General features: G+C 71.1%; 16 protein-coding genes. 10 read left to right on the top strand and 6 right to left on the bottom strand.

Going from position 1 to position 18,567, the window contains the following annotated elements; translation table 11 throughout:
* The first annotated feature begins 149 nt into the window (after nucleotides 1-149).
* Nucleotides 150-569, top strand: a complete 420-nt coding sequence (locus tag AB0B48_RS22845; protein WP_357204631.1) for a protein-tyrosine phosphatase family protein — start codon at nucleotides 150-152, stop codon at nucleotides 567-569.
* A gap of 121 nt (nucleotides 570-690) precedes the next feature.
* On the opposite strand, the gene AB0B48_RS22850 is transcribed toward AB0B48_RS22845, so the two are convergent.
* A complete protein-coding gene (locus tag AB0B48_RS22850) occupies nucleotides 691-2,985 on the bottom strand; it encodes an excinuclease ABC subunit UvrA (RefSeq protein ID WP_357204633.1) in 2,295 nt (764 codons plus the stop codon).
* 166 nt (nucleotides 2,986-3,151) lie between these two features.
* Between AB0B48_RS22850 and AB0B48_RS22855 the strand changes: the two genes are divergently transcribed.
* The 3 genes from AB0B48_RS22855 to AB0B48_RS22865 all read left to right on the top strand — a co-directional run bounded on the left by AB0B48_RS22855 (nucleotide 3,152) and on the right by AB0B48_RS22865 (nucleotide 6,055).
* The gene (locus tag AB0B48_RS22855) at nucleotides 3,152-3,880 is read left to right on the top strand and encodes a MerR family transcriptional regulator (protein WP_357204635.1); all 729 of its coding nucleotides are present in this window, start codon (nucleotides 3,152-3,154) and stop codon (nucleotides 3,878-3,880) included.
* Between the two features lie 47 nt (nucleotides 3,881-3,927).
* Nucleotides 3,928-5,136, top strand: coding sequence for a D-alanyl-D-alanine carboxypeptidase (locus tag AB0B48_RS22860; protein ID WP_357204637.1), 1,209 nt, complete (start codon nucleotides 3,928-3,930; stop codon nucleotides 5,134-5,136).
* Nucleotides 5,137-5,206: 70 nt separating this feature from the next.
* The gene (locus AB0B48_RS22865) at nucleotides 5,207-6,055 is read left to right on the top strand and encodes a peptidylprolyl isomerase (RefSeq protein WP_357204639.1); all 849 of its coding nucleotides are present in this window, start codon (nucleotides 5,207-5,209) and stop codon (nucleotides 6,053-6,055) included.
* A 135-nt stretch (nucleotides 6,056-6,190) separates the two neighbouring features.
* Here the strand turns inward: AB0B48_RS22865 and AB0B48_RS22870 are convergent, their stop codons facing one another.
* From AB0B48_RS22870 to AB0B48_RS22885, 4 genes are all read right to left on the bottom strand, one after another.
* A complete protein-coding gene (locus AB0B48_RS22870; RefSeq protein ID WP_350864793.1) occupies nucleotides 6,191-7,228 on the bottom strand; it encodes a LacI family DNA-binding transcriptional regulator in 1,038 nt (345 codons plus the stop codon).
* Between the two features lie 335 nt (nucleotides 7,229-7,563).
* Nucleotides 7,564-9,030, bottom strand: a complete 1,467-nt coding sequence (locus AB0B48_RS22875) for a hypothetical protein (protein WP_357204641.1) — start codon at nucleotides 9,028-9,030, stop codon at nucleotides 7,564-7,566.
* A complete protein-coding gene (locus tag AB0B48_RS22880; protein WP_357204643.1) occupies nucleotides 9,027-9,371 on the bottom strand; it encodes a hypothetical protein in 345 nt (114 codons plus the stop codon). The genes AB0B48_RS22875 and AB0B48_RS22880 overlap by 4 nt, the downstream gene beginning before the upstream one ends.
* Before the next feature lie 284 nt (nucleotides 9,372-9,655).
* Nucleotides 9,656-10,192: a hypothetical protein gene (locus AB0B48_RS22885; RefSeq protein WP_357204645.1), complete on the bottom strand. Its 537-nt coding sequence runs from the start codon at nucleotides 10,190-10,192 to the stop codon at nucleotides 9,656-9,658.
* A 186-nt stretch (nucleotides 10,193-10,378) separates the two neighbouring features.
* Here AB0B48_RS22885 and AB0B48_RS22890 point away from each other — a divergent pair, with 186 nt between their 5' ends.
* Together AB0B48_RS22890 and AB0B48_RS22895 are read left to right on the top strand one after the other, a co-directional pair.
* Entirely contained in the window at nucleotides 10,379-10,987 is a 609-nt protein-coding gene (locus AB0B48_RS22890) for a TetR/AcrR family transcriptional regulator (protein ID WP_357204647.1), read from the top strand.
* Between the two features lie 91 nt (nucleotides 10,988-11,078).
* Nucleotides 11,079-11,909 (top strand): M15 family metallopeptidase, encoded by an 831-nt coding sequence (locus tag AB0B48_RS22895; protein WP_357204649.1) that lies wholly within the window; start codon nucleotides 11,079-11,081, stop codon nucleotides 11,907-11,909.
* 2 nt (nucleotides 11,910-11,911) lie between these two features.
* On the opposite strand, the gene AB0B48_RS22900 is transcribed toward AB0B48_RS22895, so the two are convergent.
* Nucleotides 11,912-13,099 (bottom strand): spore photoproduct lyase family protein, encoded by a 1,188-nt coding sequence (locus AB0B48_RS22900; protein ID WP_357204651.1) that lies wholly within the window; start codon nucleotides 13,097-13,099, stop codon nucleotides 11,912-11,914.
* 157 nt (nucleotides 13,100-13,256) lie between these two features.
* Here AB0B48_RS22900 and AB0B48_RS22905 point away from each other — a divergent pair, with 157 nt between their 5' ends.
* From AB0B48_RS22905 to AB0B48_RS22920, 4 genes are all read left to right on the top strand, one after another.
* Nucleotides 13,257-14,564 carry a ThuA domain-containing protein gene (locus tag AB0B48_RS22905; RefSeq protein ID WP_357204653.1) on the top strand — a complete coding sequence of 436 codons (1,308 nt, stop codon included), beginning with the start codon at nucleotides 13,257-13,259 and terminating at the stop codon, nucleotides 14,562-14,564.
* A 441-nt stretch (nucleotides 14,565-15,005) separates the two neighbouring features.
* Nucleotides 15,006-17,003 carry a translation factor GTPase family protein gene (locus AB0B48_RS22910; protein ID WP_357204655.1) on the top strand — a complete coding sequence of 666 codons (1,998 nt, stop codon included), beginning with the start codon at nucleotides 15,006-15,008 and terminating at the stop codon, nucleotides 17,001-17,003.
* Nucleotides 17,004-17,086: 83 nt separating this feature from the next.
* A complete protein-coding gene (locus AB0B48_RS22915; RefSeq protein WP_357204657.1) occupies nucleotides 17,087-17,212 on the top strand; it encodes a hypothetical protein in 126 nt (41 codons plus the stop codon).
* A 128-nt stretch (nucleotides 17,213-17,340) separates the two neighbouring features.
* On the top strand, nucleotides 17,341-18,567 hold a 1,227-nt coding region (locus tag AB0B48_RS22920), incomplete at its 3' end, for an RtcB family protein (protein ID WP_357204659.1).

Here is an 18,567-nt window from a genome sequence, read left to right on the forward strand (position 1 = left end):
TGGGGGGAGTCTCCGGCCGGGGCCGGGGCCGCGCGCGCCAACCCCCGACGCGCCCACCACAACCCCAACACCGCCCCCCCCCCCGGCCCCCCCGCGGGGGCGGGCGCTGTCTGTGCTCACCTGTCAGATCGTCGCGGCACAATGTCCGGGTGAGTGATGCACAGTCGTGGTCCGAGCAGTCGGGCGTACTCGTACTCCCCAGTGGGGCGACGGTGCGCGGTCGCCGCATCGCTGCCGCGACCTCGCCCGCCGACTTCGCCGTGCTGCTGGCACCTGGTCCGGAGCCCGCCTGGCCGTACCGGCGGATCCGTTGGCCCGATTTCTGGGTGCCGCTCGACCGCGCCGAAGCCCTCGACGTCCTACGGGAAGCGCTGCGACGAGCCCACGACGGTGAACGTGTCGAGGTGGCCTGCCGGGGTGGGTTGGGTCGCACCGGGACGGCCCTGGCCGCGCTGGCGATCCTCGACGGTCTGCCGGTCGAGCGGGCGGTGCCGTGGGTGCGGGCCGGTTACCACCCGAAGGCGGTGGAAACCCCCTGGCAGCGGCGCTGGCTGCGCCGCGTCACCTGACGCCGCCGCCGGAGCGCCGCCCGCCGGCCCGCCGCCACTGGCATCGCCGGCCCGCCGGACCGCCGCCGCTCGTGCCGGGACCGGTCGCCGCTGTGCGCCGGCCGGTGGCGGGGCACCGGCGTCAGCCCTGGCCGATCACCGCCGGGTCGTTGACGTACTCGCGGAGGTGCTTGGCGGTGAGGGTGTCGCCGGTGGCGACCAGCTCGGCCGGTGTGCCGGTGAAGACGATGCGGCCGCCGTCGTGGCCGGCGCCGGGGCCGAGGTCGATGAGCCAGTCGGCGTGTGCCATGACCGCCTGGTGGTGCTCGATGACGATCACCGTGTTGCCGGCGTCGACCATCCGGTCGAGCAGGGCCAGCAGTTGGTCCACGTCGGCCAGGTGCAGGCCCGTGGTCGGCTCGTCGAGGACGTACGTGGTGGTCTTCTCGGCCAGGTGGATGGCGAGCTTGAGTCGTTGCCGCTCCCCGCCGGACAGGGTGGTCAGCGGCTGGCCGAGGCTGAGGTAGCCCAGCCCGACGTCGACCAACCGGCCGAGGACGAGGTGCGCCGCCCCGCTGGGGAAGAAGGCGTACGCCTCGGTGACGGACATGGTCAGCACCTCGTGGATGTTCTTGCCGCGCAGTGTGTACGTGAGCACCGTGTCGGTGAAGCGCCGCCCCTCGCACCGTTCGCAGACGCTCGCGACGCCGGCCATCATCGCCAGGTCGGTGTAGATGAGGCCGATTCCCTTGCAGGTCGGGCAGGCGCCCTCGGAGTTGGCGCTGAACAGCGCGGCCTTGACCCCGTTGGCCTTGGCGAAGGCGGTGCGGATCGGGTCGAGCAGCCCGCTGTAGGTGGCGGGGTTGCTGCGTCGTGAGCCACGGATCGGGGACTGGTCGACGATGACGACCCCGGACCGACCGCGCAGGGAGCCGTGGATCAGTGAACTCTTGCCGGAGCCGGCCACGCCGGTGACCACGGTGAGGACCCCGAGCGGGATGTCCACGTCCACGTCGTGCAGGTTGTGCAGGTCGGCCTGGCGGATGGCGAGCTGCCCGGTGGGTTGGCGTACGTCGGGACGCACTGTCACCCGGTGGTCCAGGTGTCGGCCGGTGAGCGTGTCGGAGCGGCGCAGGCCGGGGATGTCGCCGGTGAAGCAGATCCGGCCACCGTCGGTGCCGGCGCCCGGGCCGAGGTCGACCACGTGGTCGGCGATGGCGATGGTCTCCGGTTTGTGTTCGACCACCAGCACGGTGTTGCCCTTGTCGCGCAGCCGCAGCAGCAGGTCGTTCATCCGGGCGATGTCGTGTGGGTGCAGGCCGACGGTGGGTTCGTCGAAGACGTAGGTGACGTCGGAGAGGCTGGAGCCGAGGTGCCGGACCATTTTCACCCGTTGCGCCTCGCCCCCGGAGAGGGTTGCCGACTCGCGATCCAGGCTGAGGTAGCCCAGACCGATCTCGACCAGGGAGTCCAGCAGGTCGCGGAGGTTGGCGACGAGTGGCGCGGCCCCCGGGTCCTCGACGGTGCGGACGAACGCTGCCAGGTCGCTGATCTGCATGGCCGAGCAGTCGGCGATGGTGCGCCCGGCGATCCGTGATGACAGGGCCGCCGCGTTGAGCCGGGTGCCGCCGCAGTCGCCGCAGCTGGTGAAGGTGACCGCCCGGTCGACGAAGGCGCGGATGTGCGGTTGCATCGACTCGCGGTCCTTGGCCAGGAGGAGCCGCTTGACCTTGACCGCCAGCCCCTCGTACGTCCAGTTGTTGCTACCCACCTTGATCTTGGTGGCCGGCTTGTGCAGGAAGTCCTCCCACTGTTGCGGGGTGAAGTCCTGGAGTTTGACGTCCGGGTCGAACAGGCCGGAGCCGACGATGGTCTGCCAGTACCAGGAGTCGACAGCGAAGTTGGGCACTGTGATCGCGCCCTCGTTGAGGGAGCGCTCGACGTCGACCAGCTCGTTGACGTCGAGGTCGGAGACCCGGCCCAGCCCTTCGCAGGTGGGGCACATGCCCTCGGGCAGGTTGAAGCTGAACGCCCCGGCGCCGCCGATGGACGGTTGGCCGAGCCGGCTGAAGAGGATCCGAAGCATCGCGTACGCGTCGGTGGCGGTGCCGACGGTGGAGCGGGAGTTGACTCCCATCCGCTCCTGGTCGACGACGATGGCCGCGCTGAGGTTGCGGAGCGAGTCGACGTCCGGCCGGTTGAGGTTCGGCATGAAGGACTGGAGGAACGCGCTGTAGGTCTCGTTGATCATGCGCTGGGACTCGGCGGCGATGGTGCCGAAGACCAGCGACGACTTGCCCGACCCGGAGACGCCGGTGAAGACGGTCAACCGGCGTTTGGGGATGTCGACCGAGACGTCGGCGAGGTTGTTCTCCCGCGCCCCGCGTACCTCGATCATGTCGTGGCTGTCGGCGGCGGACCATGCTGGCTGCGACATACGAACCCTTCACGGAATCGTGGCGGGACTTTGCCCCGCCGGGCACTGGCGGGTTCCATTGTCTCATTCATCCTCATGTAGACAGTTCTGGCGAAGTTCGAGCGCAAGCAGCGGCGCTACGTGCGGGAAAGTCTCAAATCACGTCGTAAGCGGTACGGTGGCTCGCGTGGACGTCGCCTCGCAGGATCGGCTGCGCGCCGTGGACCTGGCGGCCACCGTCGGGATCTCGGTGCAGCAGGTGCGCAACTACGTCGAGTTGGGGGTGCTGCCGCCGGTGCGGCGCACCGCCAGCGGCTACCGGATCTTCACGACCGAGCACGCCCGGGCGCTGACCGTGGCGCGGCGGTTGGCCGAGGGGCACGGTTGGAGCCGTACCCGGGAGATCATGGCCGCGGTGCACGCTGGTGACCTGCCGGCGGCCCTGGCGGCGCTCGACGGCGGCCATGCCGAGCTGGACCGGGAACGCGCAGAGATTCGCCGGGTGCTCGGCGCCTTCGAGACCGTGCTGGCCAGCCCACCGGCGACCCGACCCGCACCACGCCACGGCGCCCGCATCGGCGAGGTCGCCGCCCTGGTCGGGGTCCGGACCTCACAGCTGCGGCTGTGGGAGGAGCGCGAGCTGCTGCGGCCGGGCCGCACCCCGGGGACCAACTACCGGGTGTACGACGAGGCGGAGCTACGCGCGGCGCAGGTCATCGCGCTGCTGCGGCGGGGCGCGTACCCGTTCGAGATCATCGCCGCGGTGCTCGGCGAGCTACGGACCACCGGCAGCGCCCAGCGGGTCCGCGCCGAGCTGGGCCGCCGCGAGCAGGAGCTGCACACCCGCAGCCTGCGTCGGCTGCGGGGCAGTGCCGCCCTGCACGACTACCTGCGCGCTCGCGGCGACGCGAGTTGACCGGCATCCCGTCCCGCCGGGCGATCCTCCTGACTAGGGTCGGGCACATGAGAGCTGCGCTGCTGGCGGCCACGACGTCCGCCGTCCTGCTCGCTCCCGTGCCGGTCGGTGCGACGGGAGCGTCCGCCGCGCCGACGGTGCGCTGCCCCCGGGTCCCGGTGCCGGCGGCGTCCCGCCCACCCCGGCCGTCGCCCCCGCCCGCCGTGCCCGAGCAACGGATGATCGGCGGCGCGGCGCTGGACACGGCCGGCCTGGTCGTGCCGTCCGGCGCCGCCGCGCCGCCGAGGGTCACCGCCACGTCGTGGCTGGTCGCCGACCTGGACAGCGGCCAGGTGCTCGGCGGCTGCGGCCCCCACGAGTACGGCACACCGGCGAGCGTGCAGAAGCTCCTGCTGGCGGCCACGATGCTGCCCAGGCTCGACCCGAAGCAGATTGTCACCGTCACCGACGCGGACATGAACATCGAACCCGGCTCGTCGGCCGTGGGCCTGGTCGCGGGCGGCCGGTACACCATCGAGACCATCTGGCTCGGGTTGCTGCTCAACTCCGGCAACGAGGCCGCCAACGCCCTCGCGCGACTCGGCAGCGGAACGGACAGCGCCGCCGGCGTACGCGCCATGAACGAGCAGGCCCACCACCTCGGCGCGCTCCAGACGCACGCGGTCACCCCGTCCGGCCTGGACGGCAAGGGGCAGTTCACCAGCGCGTACGACCTGGCGCTGATCGCCCGTGCCTGCTTCGCCGAACCGAACTTCCGTCGGTACGCGCTGACCGAGCAGGCGTCGATTCCGGTCCAGCCGGCGCAACGCACCAAGGGCTTCGAGATCCAGAACGAGAACCAGCTCATCTACCGGTACCCGGGGGCGCTTGGCGGCAAGACCGGCTTCACCGACCTGGCCCGGCACACCTACGTGGGGGCGGCGGAACGCGGCGGGCGGCGGCTGGTGGTGACCCTGCTGGGCGCCGAATCGGCACCGGTGCGCGGCTGGGAGCAGGGCGCGGCCCTCCTGGACTGGGGCTTCACGCTGCCGCGGGACGCCGCCGTGGGTCGACTGGTCGAGCCCGGCGAGCTGACCGCCACCCCGTCGGCGGCGCCGTCCGCGCTGGCGGCACCCGGCGCGCCCCGACCGGCGGCGGCCAGCGGACCCGCGCCTACCGGCTCGGGGTGGCTCTGGTCGGTGATCGCGGTCAGCGGCGCGACGGTGGTGGCGTTGATGGGCGGCGTGCTGTGGCGGCGTCGCCGTCGGATGCCCTGACGGATCGACATCAGGCGCTGCCGTCCATAGACTCCGGTCTTTCTGGCTCCACCAGTCCAGGAGGATCCCTGTGTCGAGTGAACTCGAACCGCGCCCCGCAGTGGCGGCACCCCGCCGACCGGTGCGCGCCCTGACCCGCCTCGCGGGGGTGACAGTGCTCGCCGGGGCGCTGGTCGTCGGCTCGTCCGCCACGGCGCTCGCCGCCCCGGGCCCGTCGGCCGACCCGGTGCGCGTCTCCGCCGGGCCGCCCGCCGCTGCCGACGCCGCCACCCGACCGCCGCGCACCACCCACGGCCCGTGCGCGTACACCGAGACCCCGGACGAACCCGCGGCCCGGCCGGTGCCGCTGCCGCCGGACCCGCGACGCACCCCGGCCCGGGGCAGCGTCCGGGTGACCCTGGCGACCAACCACGGGCCCATCGGGTTGACACTGGACCGGGCCGCAGCGCCGTGCACGGTGCAGAGCTTCCTGCACCTGGTGAGCAAGCGGTTCTACGACCGCACCCCGTGCCACCGGCTCACCGCGTACCCGACGCTGAGCGTGCTGCAGTGCGGTGACCCGTCCGGCACCGGTGAGGGCGGCCCGGGCTACCGGTACCGCGACGAGTTGCCGACCGACCTGCCGCCCGCGCCCACCGACCCGACCGGCGAGCGCCGGGTGTACGCCCGTGGCGTGCTGGCCATGGCCAACGCCGGGCCGGACACCAACGGCAGCCAGTTCTTCCTGGTCTACGCCAACTCCGCGTTGCGCCCCAACTACACGATCTTCGGCGAGGTCGACGGGGCGGGCCTGGCCACGCTGGACCGGATCGCCGCCGGGGGAGTGGCACCGACCGCCGAGGACCCGGCACCGGTCGACGGCGCACCCGCACTGCCGGTGACCATCCGCAAGGCCGTCCGCTGGCACCACCACCACTGACAGTGCGGCGCGGTGGGTGACCGTCGGTCGCTCACCGCGCCGACCGTGGGTGGCTCCCGGTCAAGCGCGGCCTCGCCGGAATTTTCGGAGACAAACCGGAACCGGTCCAACCGGTTTCCGGCGCAGGTCAGGCCGTCACGCCGAGGCGGGCGACCCGGTCAGCGGGGCGGCGGTGCTGTCCCGAACGACCAACTCGGTGGCGAGTTCCACCCGGGGCGAGTCGATGCCCTCGCCCTGGGCCAGGCGCAGCACGGTCCGGGCAGCCAACCGCCCCATCTCGACCAACGGTTGGCGCACTGTGGTCAGCGGCGGTGAGGCCCAGCGGGCTTCCGGCAGGTCGTCGAACCCCACCACGCTCACGTCGTCCGGCACGCGCAGCCCGCGCCGCCGGATGGCCTCGTAGACGCCGAAGGCCATCTGGTCGCTGGAGGCGAAGATGCCGGTCGGCGGGTCGGCGAGGTCGAGCAGCGCGGTCCCGCCGGCGAAACCGGAGGCGTGGTAGAAGTCGCCCGGGTAGATCAAAGCGTCGTCCACCGGCACCCCGGCGGCCTCCAGCCCGGCGCGGTAACCGTCGAGCCGGGCCCGGCTGCACAGCAGGTGCGTCGGCCCGGCCACGAAACCGATGCGTCGGTGCCCGATCGCGAGAAGATGTTCGGTCGCGGCGAGCCCGCCGGCCCAGTTGGTGGCGCCGATCGTGGGCACGTCCATGGCCGGTACGCCGGCCGGGTCCACGACCACCACCGGCACGTTGAGGCGACGCAGTTGCGCGTGCAGCGGCGGGCTCAGGTGCGAGGTCACGAAGATGACGCCGTCGGTGGCCCGGGTCCGCAGGTTCTGCAACCACTGCCGGGCCGCTGTGGGCTGCCGGTGGATCGCGGAGACCACGGTGCCGACACCCGCGCCGTGCCCGACGTCCTCCACGCCGCGAATGATCTCCACGGCCCAGGGGCTGTCCAGGTCGTTGAAGACCAGGTCGACGAGACCGGCGCGGCGAACGCTGCGGCTGGTGCGACGCCGGTAGCCGTGGTGGCGCAACAACTCCTCGACCCGCTCCCGGGTGTCCGGGGCCACATCGGAGCGTCCGTTGAGCACCCGTGACACGGTCGGCACCGACACTCCGGCCTCCCGTGCGATCGCGGTGATGGTCACCCTGCGTCCGTCGTCCGCGCCCACCCGCGTCTCCTTCACCGCTCCGGAAGCGACAGCATGCCGTCGCCACCGTGTGTCCCGGAACGGCGTGCACCGTTCCTCGCGCCATCTTGCCTCACCGATGGGGGTTGACGACATGCCCGGTTGGTTCCAGCGCTCGGCGGAGTTACGGAAGTATTCCGGATATATTTCGGCCACCTTTCGCCGCGCCGGCCCGCGGCAGTTCCGTGTCGGCCGGCTTTCCGCCACCGGGAAAAGGCTCTCGGGGCTCAACCACCTTTCGTGCATAGAGCCTGATGAGACCCCCGGCTGCGAGAAGCGACGCCTGGGCAGCCGGGTCCTCGTCGTTGGTGGCGATCTCAGTGCTGACACACCGGCCGGTTCGTGACCCAGTGCTTGTTGACCAGGTTGACGACTGGCGGCGGGTTGGGGATCCCGCCCTCGGCGGCGATGGGTTTGGCGTTGAAGACTTTCAGGAAGAAGTTGATCACCTTCGCAACCAGGGCCGGGATGGTGTAGCCGATGCCGTACCTCGCGTTGATGGTGAGGTCGGCGCGGTTGCAGCCCTCGCGGTTGGCGAGGCCCTGCAGGCCGCCGAAACCGATGCTCGAGCCTCGGGTGATCCCCATCGTGGTGGTGAGCCCGGCGTAGATTCCGGCGCTGAAGACCACCGCGCCGAGGCCGATGAAGAACTTCACGTCGTAGTCGATGAGCAGTGCGTTCGCCCCCACCGAAGTGCCGTCGACGGAGTCGACGAGGTTGCGTTTCACCTGCAGACCGCCGGGCCAGCGTGCGCCGAACCCGCCGTCGGCGTAGCCGAAACCCATGGTGCCGCCGAGCGAGTACTCGCCGGAGGCCCTGATCGTGGTGTGCCCGGCGCTGAAACCGGTGCGGATGCCGATCGACTGCCGAACGGTCGCGGAGAACGGAATGCCCAATATGGTTTCGATAGGCACGCTGAAGTTGACCGGGACGAAGGCGACTGGATGGACGTTCTGGCCGGTTGTGGTGGTGGCGTCGACCTGGATCCGGACCCCGGCCGCACCGTGGATCCGCAACTCGGCCACGGTGACCGTGGACCCGTCGATCACCAGGTGGAACTTGGCCGTGGGCTGCTTCATCACGAAGGCGATGGTGCCGGAGAGGTTGAGCCCACTGTGACGGTAGGAGAAGCGGGCGCCGACCCCGTCTGCGCAGCAGAGACCCTCGACGTCCAGTGCGCCCGTGGTGGCCGGCGCGGCGGCGGTGCTCGACCGGAGGCCGGTACGTGTCAGCGCGTTGCCGGTCACGGCTGGCGCGCGGCCCAGGGTCGCGGTCGCCGCCGGTTCGGATCGCGCTTCGGTGCTCGGTGAGGCCCAGAAGGTGTCGTCGAACTGGTAGGCGGCCGCCTCGGCCAGGGAGACGGGCTGTTCGGACGTGAATTCGCCGTCCTGGATCACGTCGGTGATGTCCACGGGGCCGATGGTGACCGCGAGGTCCCGATCTACACGCCGGGCGTCGACCACCCGCCCCACCCCGCGCCCGGTGACGAACATGACCTTGCCTGGTGCCAGCCGGTCGGCGTTGCCGGCGTCGGGGTCGAGTCGCCAGGTCAGGCCCCCGTCGGTGACCGAACGCACCACGCCACTGCCGCCGGACACTATGACGACGTCCGGATGGAGGGTCACGTCCGGGTGTGGGGCGGGCGCGGCCCCGTAGCGCAGATCATCGCCGGCGGCGCCAGGCGTGCTCGGCTTCGCGCCCCGGCATGCTGTCAGGGCGAGCAGGACGGGCAGGACGCTCGCGGCAGCGATGACCGTACGGGTTCGCCGCGTCGTGGGATTCACAACCGGGTCACCACGTCCCGAGCCAGGTTCGCCAGCGCCTGCTGGGAAGCGGCCGGGTCGGCCAGGCTCACCAGCCGGATGGCGACCCAGGTGTCGTCGACGTTGACGAATACCGCGCCGTCCTCGATGTACGCCTCGTCACCGACGCCGGCGACGGCTTTCAGTTCATGGCCGAGGTCGCGGTCGATGTCGAGGATCTTCTTGGCCCCAGCGCCGGCGTAGACCTCGACCTGGGCGACGGGTCCGCTGATCGGGCCGGTGTAGGTGCAGGACTCCGGGGCTGCGACCGGGTCCTCCAGGAGTGTTCCGGCCAGGCGTTCGGCGGCGGCTTTCGGCACCAACGCGCAAGGGTCGGCTGCCCGTGCCGGGGTCGCGGTGACGTCACCGTGGTCACCGGTGCTGGCCGGTGCGTCGACAGAGGGTTGCAGGCGTTCTCCTTCATCGCGACGTCCGTCCGCCGCCGGGTCGGATGCGGCACTGCACCCCGCCGACACCATTAGCAACAGGCCTAGCGTGAGCATTGGTAGTCGTCGCACAGGTACCTCCTCCTCTGATCGGCCGCAGTCCTCGTCTCCGGTGGCTGAAGCTGCGTGGACACTGCTCATCGGACTGTCTGCGCCGGATCTCAGGCGCGGTCGCGGACCAGGCCGACCAGCCGAACCGCTGTGGACCGGTCGGTGTTGTCGGTGACCCTGGTGACGACCTGGATCTCACAGGCGCGGTCCCGCAGGGAGAACTCGGCGATGCCGCCCGAGGCGAAGCGGATGCCATCGGAGCCTGCTTCGGTCTGTCCGTATGCGGATTCGGTCGGCAGGTTGCCGCCGACGGCGGTGCCGGGGCTGCCGATCTCGATGGTGATCGAGTGGTAGGTGTCCGGGTTCTCCCAGGCGCAGGAGCTGCCACCGTCGCCGGTGCTGCCTGCCTGCGGGCCACTGTCGCCCGTGGCCCCGATCACCTGCGTGACCTCGTCGATGGACAGCAACGCGCAGGCGTCGACCGGCTTCGCCTCGATCCCCGCCGCACCGACCGAGCGGGACGGGTCGGCGCCCGCCGTGGCCGGCTGGTTCGCCCGTGTGGACCCGCAGGCCGTCAGGCCGCTGAGCACAACTGCGGCGACGCACATCGACCACCGACCCCGCCCTCGAACCTGTCCGTCCGTCATGTGCTGGCCTCCTGTCGATTCATTCAGTGCTGGGGGTGGTCGTGGCAGTTCGATGCCGTGCCGAGCGGCGGCGTGACAATAGATGCCGTCTATTCACTAGTCAGTGTCTTGCGAATATGTTGCTAGTATGGCGAAGCCATGGGTGATGTCAAGGACGAAAAGCCGACTCGGCGCTACCGGTCCGCGGTGCGTGAGGAGAGTGCGCGGCGTACCCGGCGGGCGGTGGTCGGCGCGGCCGCCGACTTGTTCGCCGCACGTGGTTACGCCGGCACCTCGCTGGCTGACGTGGCGGTCGCCGCAGGCGTCGCGCGCCCGACGGTGTTCGCCACGTTCGGGTCGAAGGCGGCGCTGCTACGACAGGTCCTCGACGAGGCGCTCGCCGGCGACGACGAGCCGGTACCTGTCGCCCAACGACCCTGGTTTCAACCGGTCTTCGAGGCGGACACGCAGGCCGACGTCCTGCACGCGTACGCCGGCGTGTGCACCCTGATCGGCAGGCGCGCGGCGCGGATCTTCGAGACCGTTCGGCGGGCGGCAGACGAGACGGCTGAGGTCGCCGACGTGTGGGAGACGCTGCTGCGCAACCGTCGCGCGGGCGCTCGGATGGTGGTCGACCGGGTTCGATCGCTCGGTCCGCTGCGCCAAGGCTCCGACGTCGAGCGGGCGATCGACGCTCTGTGGATCTTCAACGACCCGGCGCACTATGACGCGTTGGTGCTGCGCTGCGGCTGGACGGAAGACTCGTTCAGCGACTGGCTGTCCGAACGTATGCAGGACGCGCTGCTGGTCCGTTGACCTGGTCGAGCCGGCTCGTCCGGCGGGCGTGGCCGAACCGGTCGACGGCCGATCCGGCGCGGGGCCCGGCCGGGGCTGATAGACAGGACCGGTGCCTACCCGCGTCGCCGTCGTGCTCGCGTTCGCCGTGCTGCTGGGCGGCTGCTCGCGGTCGGAGCCTCGGCCCGTGCCGGCCGCGCCGCAGCCGACGTCGGTGAGCCCCACCCCGTCGCCGAGCCCCGCCGAGCGGCTGCCCGGGTTCGTGGTGCTGACCGACCTCGACCCCCGTATCCAGGCCGACATCCGCTACGCCACGCCGCACAACTTCGTCGGCCGACCGATCACCGGCTACCGCGAGCCGCTGTGCCTGCTCACCCGGCAGGCGGCCGAGGCTCTGCGCCGCGTACAGGACGCCGCGCTGACCGGTGGGCACAGCCTCAAGGTGTACGACTGCTACCGCCCGCAACCGGCGGTGGACGACTTCGTCGCCTGGTCGAAGCGCCCCGACGAGCAACAGACCAAGGCCGAGTTCTACCCGGACCTGGCCAAGAACCGGCTCTTCGCCGACGGATACATCGGTGCGCCCACCGCGCACAGCCGCGGCAGCACCCTGGACCTGACCCTTGTCGACGAGCCCGCCGCCAGCCAACCTCCGTACCGGGTCGGGCAACCACTGGTCGCCTGCACCGCGCCGCGCGGGCAGCGCTTCGCCGACAACAGCATCGACATGGGTACGGGCTTCGACTGTTTCGACCCGCGGGCGCACACTGCCGACCCCCGCATCACCGGGACGGCGCGGGACAACCGTCGGTTGTTGCAGCGGCTGATGACCGACGCCGGGTTCGTCAACTACGACCGTGAGTGGTGGCACTACAGTCTGAGCGACGAGCCGTACCCGGACACCTTCTTCGCCGCCCCGGTCGCCCGCTCCTCGGTCGGCTGACGTCAGGTCCAGTAGAGGATCCGGCAGGCCGGCACGCGGGCGGTGAGTTCGGCGGTGAACCAGTCGCGCAGCTCGGTCATCTGCTCACGCGGGTAGACGTACTTCACCGCGCCGAACTTGCCGTGCTTGCGGGTGCGGGACTCCTCGTCCATCTCCAGCCGGGTGCGCGGGTACCAGCCGAGCAGCACCTCCTTGCTGCCCGGCGTGAACCGGTGGGTGATCAGCTCGGCGGTCAGGTCCAGGTCGGGCACCCCGTCGACCGCCGCGCGGACCTGATCGAGCAGTTCGCCGTAGCTTTCCCGCCAGTGCGGCAGCGCGATGATCGGCGCGATGGTCAGCCCGACCGGGTAACCGTCGAGGGCGAGCCGGCGCAGCGCGGCCAACCGGTCCGGCACCCGGGCGGTGCCGCCCTCGAACCGAACGCTTACCGGGGCGCAGTTGACGCTGAAGCGGACCCGGGTCCGACCGGCGTGCGGCAGCCCGACGAAGGTGTCCACGTCGGCGTACTTGGTGGTCCAGCGCAGTTGCACGGGGGCGTCCCAGTCGGCGAAGTGCTGCACCGCGCGCCGCCAACTGCCGGTCAGGTGCTCCAGGGCGAGCGGGTCGGTGTAGCAGGACGCCTCGAAGGTGGTGCCCTCGTCGGCGCGCCGCGCGTTGCGGCTGGTCACCGTGCCGCGCCCGGCGTACGCGGCCAGCCCGGCGAGGATGTCGTCGAGGTCCGCGTACACCCGGGTCACCGGCGGGCCGGACAGGGATCCGGCGAGGTAGCAGTACTGGCAGTGCGCCGGGCAGCCCTCGGCCAGGTCGACCCGCCAGTCGGCGCTGGGCGCGATGGGTTGCAGCACGCGCCGCGAGGGTGGGCTCACCACTATCGCCATCGTCGACTTGGCCCGGGCATAGGTTTCCCGGTCGGTCTGCCCGCGTACCCCGGTGAGCCGGTTGGCGCGCAGGTGTTCCACCTCGATCCCGAGTGCCCGCACCCGTTCGGCGATCCGTTGGCCGTGCGGGTGGTCGAGCGCGGCGGGGGTGGCCACCACCCGGCTCGGGGTCCAGCGGCGCGCCGACCGGGTCGGCGGCGCGAGGCCGGCGAGGTCGCGGGTCGGCACGCGTTCGCCACTGGCGTCGTGCGGCGCGGCGGGCACGTCCACGGCGAGCGGCTGGTCGACGTCGACGCCGTCCGGGCTGGTCACCGGGCCGGGGTACCCGCTGCCGCAGGAATCCCACCCGTTCGGGCGATCGGCGATTGACGCGATCAGGTCAGAGGAATAACCTTTCGTCTATCTGTAAACCTTGTGAACAGATGTACCTCGACGCGGCGGCGCGCGTCCCCACCGAAGGGACGATCAGGTGATCGCAGAACTCTCCTCCCGTACCAGACGAATCCTGTCGTTGTTCGTCGCCCTGGTCGTCGCGCTGACCGCCGGTGTCGCTGTCAGCGCCACGCGAAGCGCGCAGGCCGCGCCGACGTTCAAGGTCCTGGCCTTCTACAACGGCACCTGGGACGCCGCGCACATCGACTTCGTCAAGGACGCCCGGGCCTGGTTCCCGCAGGCCGCCGCCCAGCACGGTTTCTCCTGGGAGGCCACCAACAACTGGAGCCTGCTGAACACCTCCAACCTGGCCCAGTACAAGGTCGTCATGTTCCTCGACGACGCGCCGCCCGCCGCGCAACGCGCCGCGTTCCAGCAGTACGTGCAGAACGGCGGGGGATGGCTGGGCTTCCACGTCAGCGCGTTCACCACCAACCCGTCGAGCTGGAGCTGGTACTACAACACCTTCCTCGGCACCGGCTCGTTCCAGACGAACACCTGGGGACCCACCCGGGTCACGATGCGCGCCGACAACCGCACCCACGCCGCCACCCGGAACCTCCCGGCGACGTTCCCGTCGTCGATCAGCGAGTGGTACTCCTGGAGCAACGACCTGCGGCAGAACCCCAACATCGACATCCTCGCCTCGGTCGACCCGTCCAGCTTCCCGGTCGGCACGGACCCCAACCAGTCCTGGTACGGCGGCTACTACCCGCTCGTCTGGAGCAACCGGCAGTACAAGATGCTCTACGCCAACTTCGGTCACAACGCGATGAACTACAGCACCAACACCGGGCTGTCGTCCACCTTCGACAGCGCGCAGCAGAACCAGTTGCTGATCGACGGGCTGCACTGGCTGGCCGGTGTCGGCACCGTCCCGCCGACCACGCCCCCGCCGTCCGACGGCATCTCGCCGACCGCCTGGCACACGGTTGTCAACCGGGGCAACGGCAAGTGCGTGGACGCGCGGGCCGCGGCCAGCGCGAACGGCACGGCCATCCAGCAGTACGCGTGCAACAGCAGCACCGCGCAGCAGTACCAGTTCGTGCCGACCAGCGGCGGGTACCTGCGGGTCAACAACCGCAACAACAGCGCCCAGGTGATCGACGTGACCGACCGGTCGACAGCCGACTCCGCACCCATCCAGCTCTGGTCCTACAGCGGCGGCAACAACCAGCAGTGGCGGGCCGAGCCCGAGGGCGGCGGCTACTACCGCCTGGTCAACCGCTCCAGCGGCAAGTGTCTCGACGTGCCGGGAGCGTCCACGGCGGACAGCGTCCAGCTCATCCAGTACGCCTGCAACGGCACCGCGGCGCAGTCCTTCCGGCTGGTGCCGCAGTCATAGCTCCACCGCCACGTCCGCGCCGGGGTGAACCGCGACTCGCCCCGGCGCGGACCCGACGGCACCCGTGAACCGGGCCGCGACCTCCCGGACGACGGCACGCAGCTCCGGTGGGTCGAGCACGTCGAAGTCGACAGCCAGGGCCCGTCGAGGAAGGCGGCGAGGTTCCCCAGCGACTCGCCGCCGGTGTGCAGCAGGCAGGCCCGCTCGTCGATCGCCTCCAACAGGCCGGGACAGCAACGACTGCTCCAGCTTGGCCAACGCCCGCGAGCTCTCCTCCGACCGCGTACGGGGTGTGAGAGCGCCGGTTATTCGGTTGCCCGACCCGACGACGGCCTGCTGAACTACCCGAAACCGCCACCAACCTCCAGGGAGCACCAATGCGCGCTGCGTCGATGTCCGACCAGAAGGGATCTGTCGCCTACCTGAAGGACCTGACGCTGCGTGAAAACCCTGAACCTCGGCATCCTGGCTCACGTCGATGCCGGTAAGACCAGCCTGACCGAGCGGCTGTTGCACGACGTCGGTGTGACCGACCATCTCGGCCGTGTCGACGCGGGCAGCACCCAGACCGACACCCTGGCACTGGAACGGCAACGCGGGATCACCATCCGCTCGGCTGTCGTCTCCTTCGTGCTGGACGACGTGACAGTCAACCTGATCGACACGCCCGGTCACCCGGACTTCATCGCCGAGGTCGAGCGGGTGCTTGGTGTGCTCGACGGCGCGGTGCTGGTGATCTCCGCGGTGGAGGGGGTGCAGCCGCAGACCCGGGTGCTGATGCGAACTCTGCGCCGGCTGCGCATCCCGACGCTGATCTTCATCAACAAGGTCGACCGGGCCGGGGCAGACCCCGACCGGGTCTTCCAGGCGGTCGCGGAGAAGCTCACGCCGAGCGTCGTGGCGATGGGCGCGGTGGCGATGCCGGGGACCCGCAGCGCCCACTGCACGACGTACGGGCCCACCGACCTCGCCTTCAGCGACCGGCTGCTCAACCTACTCACCGGCCAGGACGACGTGCTGCTCGCCGACTGGGTGGCGGACACGTCCGCGCTGCCGTACTCACGGCTACGCGCTGCGTTGGCGACGCGGACCAGCCGCGCGCTGGTGCAGCCCGTGTACGCCGGCTCGGCGATCACAGGTGCCGGGGTGCACGCGCTGATCGCCGGGATCACCGAGCTGTTGCCCACCGTCCAGGGTGACGCCGACGCCCCGGTCTCCGGCACCGTGTTCGCCATCGAACGGGGTCCAGCCGGAGAGAAGATCGCAGTGGTCCGGCTCTTCGCCGGCACGATCCGGGTTCGCGACCGGGTCCGCGTCGGCGCTGTCGACGCTGAACTGGTCACTGCCGTCCGAGTCGTCGCCCAAGGGGCCGACGTGGTGGCGTCGGCGGTCGAAGCCGGTCACATCGCCCGGTTGTGGGGCCTCAGGCGCGCTCGGATCGGCGACCCGGTGGGCGTGCCACCCGAACGTGCCGGCACCGACCGCCACTTCGCGCCACCCACCCTGGAGACCGTGGTGGTGCCGACGCGCCCCGCAGACCGGGTCGCGCTGCACGCCGCGCTGATCCAGCTCGCTGAGCAGGACCCGCTCATCAACCTGCGGCAGGACGACCGGGAGCACGAGATCGCCGTGTCGCTCTACGGCGAGGTGCAGAAGGAGGTCATCCAGGCCACCCTTGCCGACGACTTCGGCCTGGGGGTGACGTTCCGGGAAACCAGCACGGTGCACGTGGAGCGGGTGTGCGGCGTCGCTGGGGCGGTGGAGGTGATCGCGGTGGCGCCCAACCCGTTCCTGGCCACCGTCGGGCTGCGGATCGCGCCGGCGCCGACCGGTGCCGGCGTGACGTTTCGGCTCGGCGTCGAGTTGGGTTCGATGCCACCGGCCTTCTTCACCGCCGTGAAGGAGACCGTCCGCCGAACCCTGCGCCAGGGCCTTCACGGGTGGGAGGTCCCCGACTGCGAGGTGACGATGACTCACGCCGGTTACTGGGCGCGGCAGAGCCATTCCCACGGCACCTTCGACAAGAGCATGTCCAGCACGGCGGGGGACTTCCGCAATCTCACCCCGTTGGTGCTGATGGCCGCACTCGCTCGTGCCGGCACCCGCGTCCACGAGCCGGTACACCGCTTCCGGCTGGAGGTGCCGGGTGACGTCCTCGGCACGCTGCTGCCCGCGCTCACCCGGCTGGACGCGGTGCCGACCGAGGCCACCGGGCAGGGCGCGTCCTACCTGGTGCAGGGTGAGATCCCGGCCGGTCTGGTGCATGCGCTGGAGCGTCGCCTGCCTGCGCTGACCCGGGGCGAGGGCGTGCTGGAGACCGAGTTCGACTGCTACCGGCCGGTGCGTGGCCCCGCCCCCGTCCGGGCCCGCTGGGACAACAATCCGCTGGATCGCAAGGAGTATCTGCTGGCGGTCGCGCGCCGGGTCGGCGGCCGGTAGCGTCGATATCCATTGCGGACGCGCGGCGGCCCTCCTACTGTCGTCGGTGCACCGTCAACCGAGCAACACGGAGGGAGTACGCCATGTCGCGACGTGTCCGCACCGACGCCCGCTGGTGTCTGCTCCCCGCCGGCACCCCTTTGCCGCTCACCGCCAACGCCCGTGCCTACCGCCCAGCGCGGCGCAACGAGCCGGGGTGGCGCGACTGACGCCGACGCTGACGCGTCCGCCGGCCGCCCATCCCCACCGGGATCGGGCGGCCCTTTCGTATCCGCGCACCACCGCTGGCCGCCAAATATGATCATTAACGGTCGCCGCGCGACAGAAGGAGACCACTATGGGATTCACCCCCCTCGCCGGTACCCGGGCACCGGTCCGGGTCTGGACCGACCCGTACGCCATCGAGCCGCAGGCCGCCAAGCAGCTGCGCAACATCGGCGCGCTGCCCTGGGTGCAGGGTGTCGCCGTCATGCCCGACGTGCACTTCGGCAAGGGCGCCACGGTCGGCTCGGTGATCGCGATGCGGCAGGCCGTCTCGCCGGCCGCGGTCGGCGTCGACATCGGCTGCGGGATGTCCGCGGTGCGTACCTCGCTGACCGCCGCCGACCTGCCGGACGACCTGGCCGGGCTGCGCTCCGCGATCGAGGCCACCATCCCGGTCGGCTTCGCCCAGCGCACGGACTCGGTCGACACCCGTCGGATCCGGGGCCTGGAGCAGGCCGGCTGGGACGACTTCTGGGGTCGGTTCGCCGGCCTGGACCGGCGGGTGGCGCAGCTGGAGACGCGGGCGCAGCGGCAGATCGGCACGCTCGGCGGGGGCAACCACTTCATCGAGGTCTGCCTGGAGCAGGGCGGCGCCGACGAGGGGCGGGTCTGGCTGATGCTGCACTCCGGGTCCCGCAACATCGGCAAGGAGCTGGCCGAGCGGCACATCGGGGTGGCCCGAAGGCTTCCGCACAACGTCGACCTTCCGGACCGGGACCTGGCTGTGTTCCTTGCCGGAACGCCGGAGATGGACGCGTACCGGCGGGATCTCTGGTGGGCGCAGGAGTACGCGCGGCGGAACCGGGCGGTCATGCTGGCCCTGCTCTGCGGTGTGGTGCGCGAGCACTTCCCGCAGGTCGGCTACGACGAGCCCATCAGCTGCCACCACAACTACGTCTCGGAGGAGAGCTACGACGGAGTGGACGTGCTGGTGACCCGCAAGGGCGCCATCCGGGCCGGCCGGGGTGACCTGGGCATCATCCCCGGGTCGATGGGCACCGGGTCGTACATCGTGCGAGGGCGGGGGAACCCGGACGCGTACTGCTCGGCGTCGCACGGGGCGGGGCGTCGGATGTCCCGGGCGCAGGCCAAGCGGACGTTCAGCACGGAGGACCTGGCCGCGCAGACCGCCGGGGTGGAGTGCCGCAAGGACGCCGGGGTGGTCGACGAGATCCCCGGCGCGTACAAGGACATCACCGAGGTGATGGCCCAGCAGGAGGACCTGGTCGAGGTGGTCGTAGAGCTCCAGCCCCAGGCCGTGCCCGCCGGTCCAGGAGTCGAGGTCGCTGATCACCACGGG

This window comes from Micromonospora sp. NPDC049089 (assembly GCF_040648775.1).
Classification (GTDB): Bacteria; Actinomycetota; Actinomycetes; order Mycobacteriales; family Micromonosporaceae; genus Micromonospora.

Coding starts and splice junctions, on each gene's coding strand:
- AB0B48_RS22915 (WP_357204657.1), top strand. CDS start 17,087: ATGTCGCGACGTGTCCGCACCGACGCCCGCTGGTGTCTGCTCCCCGCC.
- AB0B48_RS22860 (WP_357204637.1), top strand. CDS start 3,928: ATGAGAGCTGCGCTGCTGGCGGCCACGACGTCCGCCGTCCTGCTCGCT.
- AB0B48_RS22850 (WP_357204633.1), bottom strand. CDS start 2,985: ATGTCGCAGCCAGCATGGTCCGCCGCCGACAGCCACGACATGATCGAG.
- AB0B48_RS22885 (WP_357204645.1), bottom strand. CDS start 10,192: ATGACGGACGGACAGGTTCGAGGGCGGGGTCGGTGGTCGATGTGCGTC.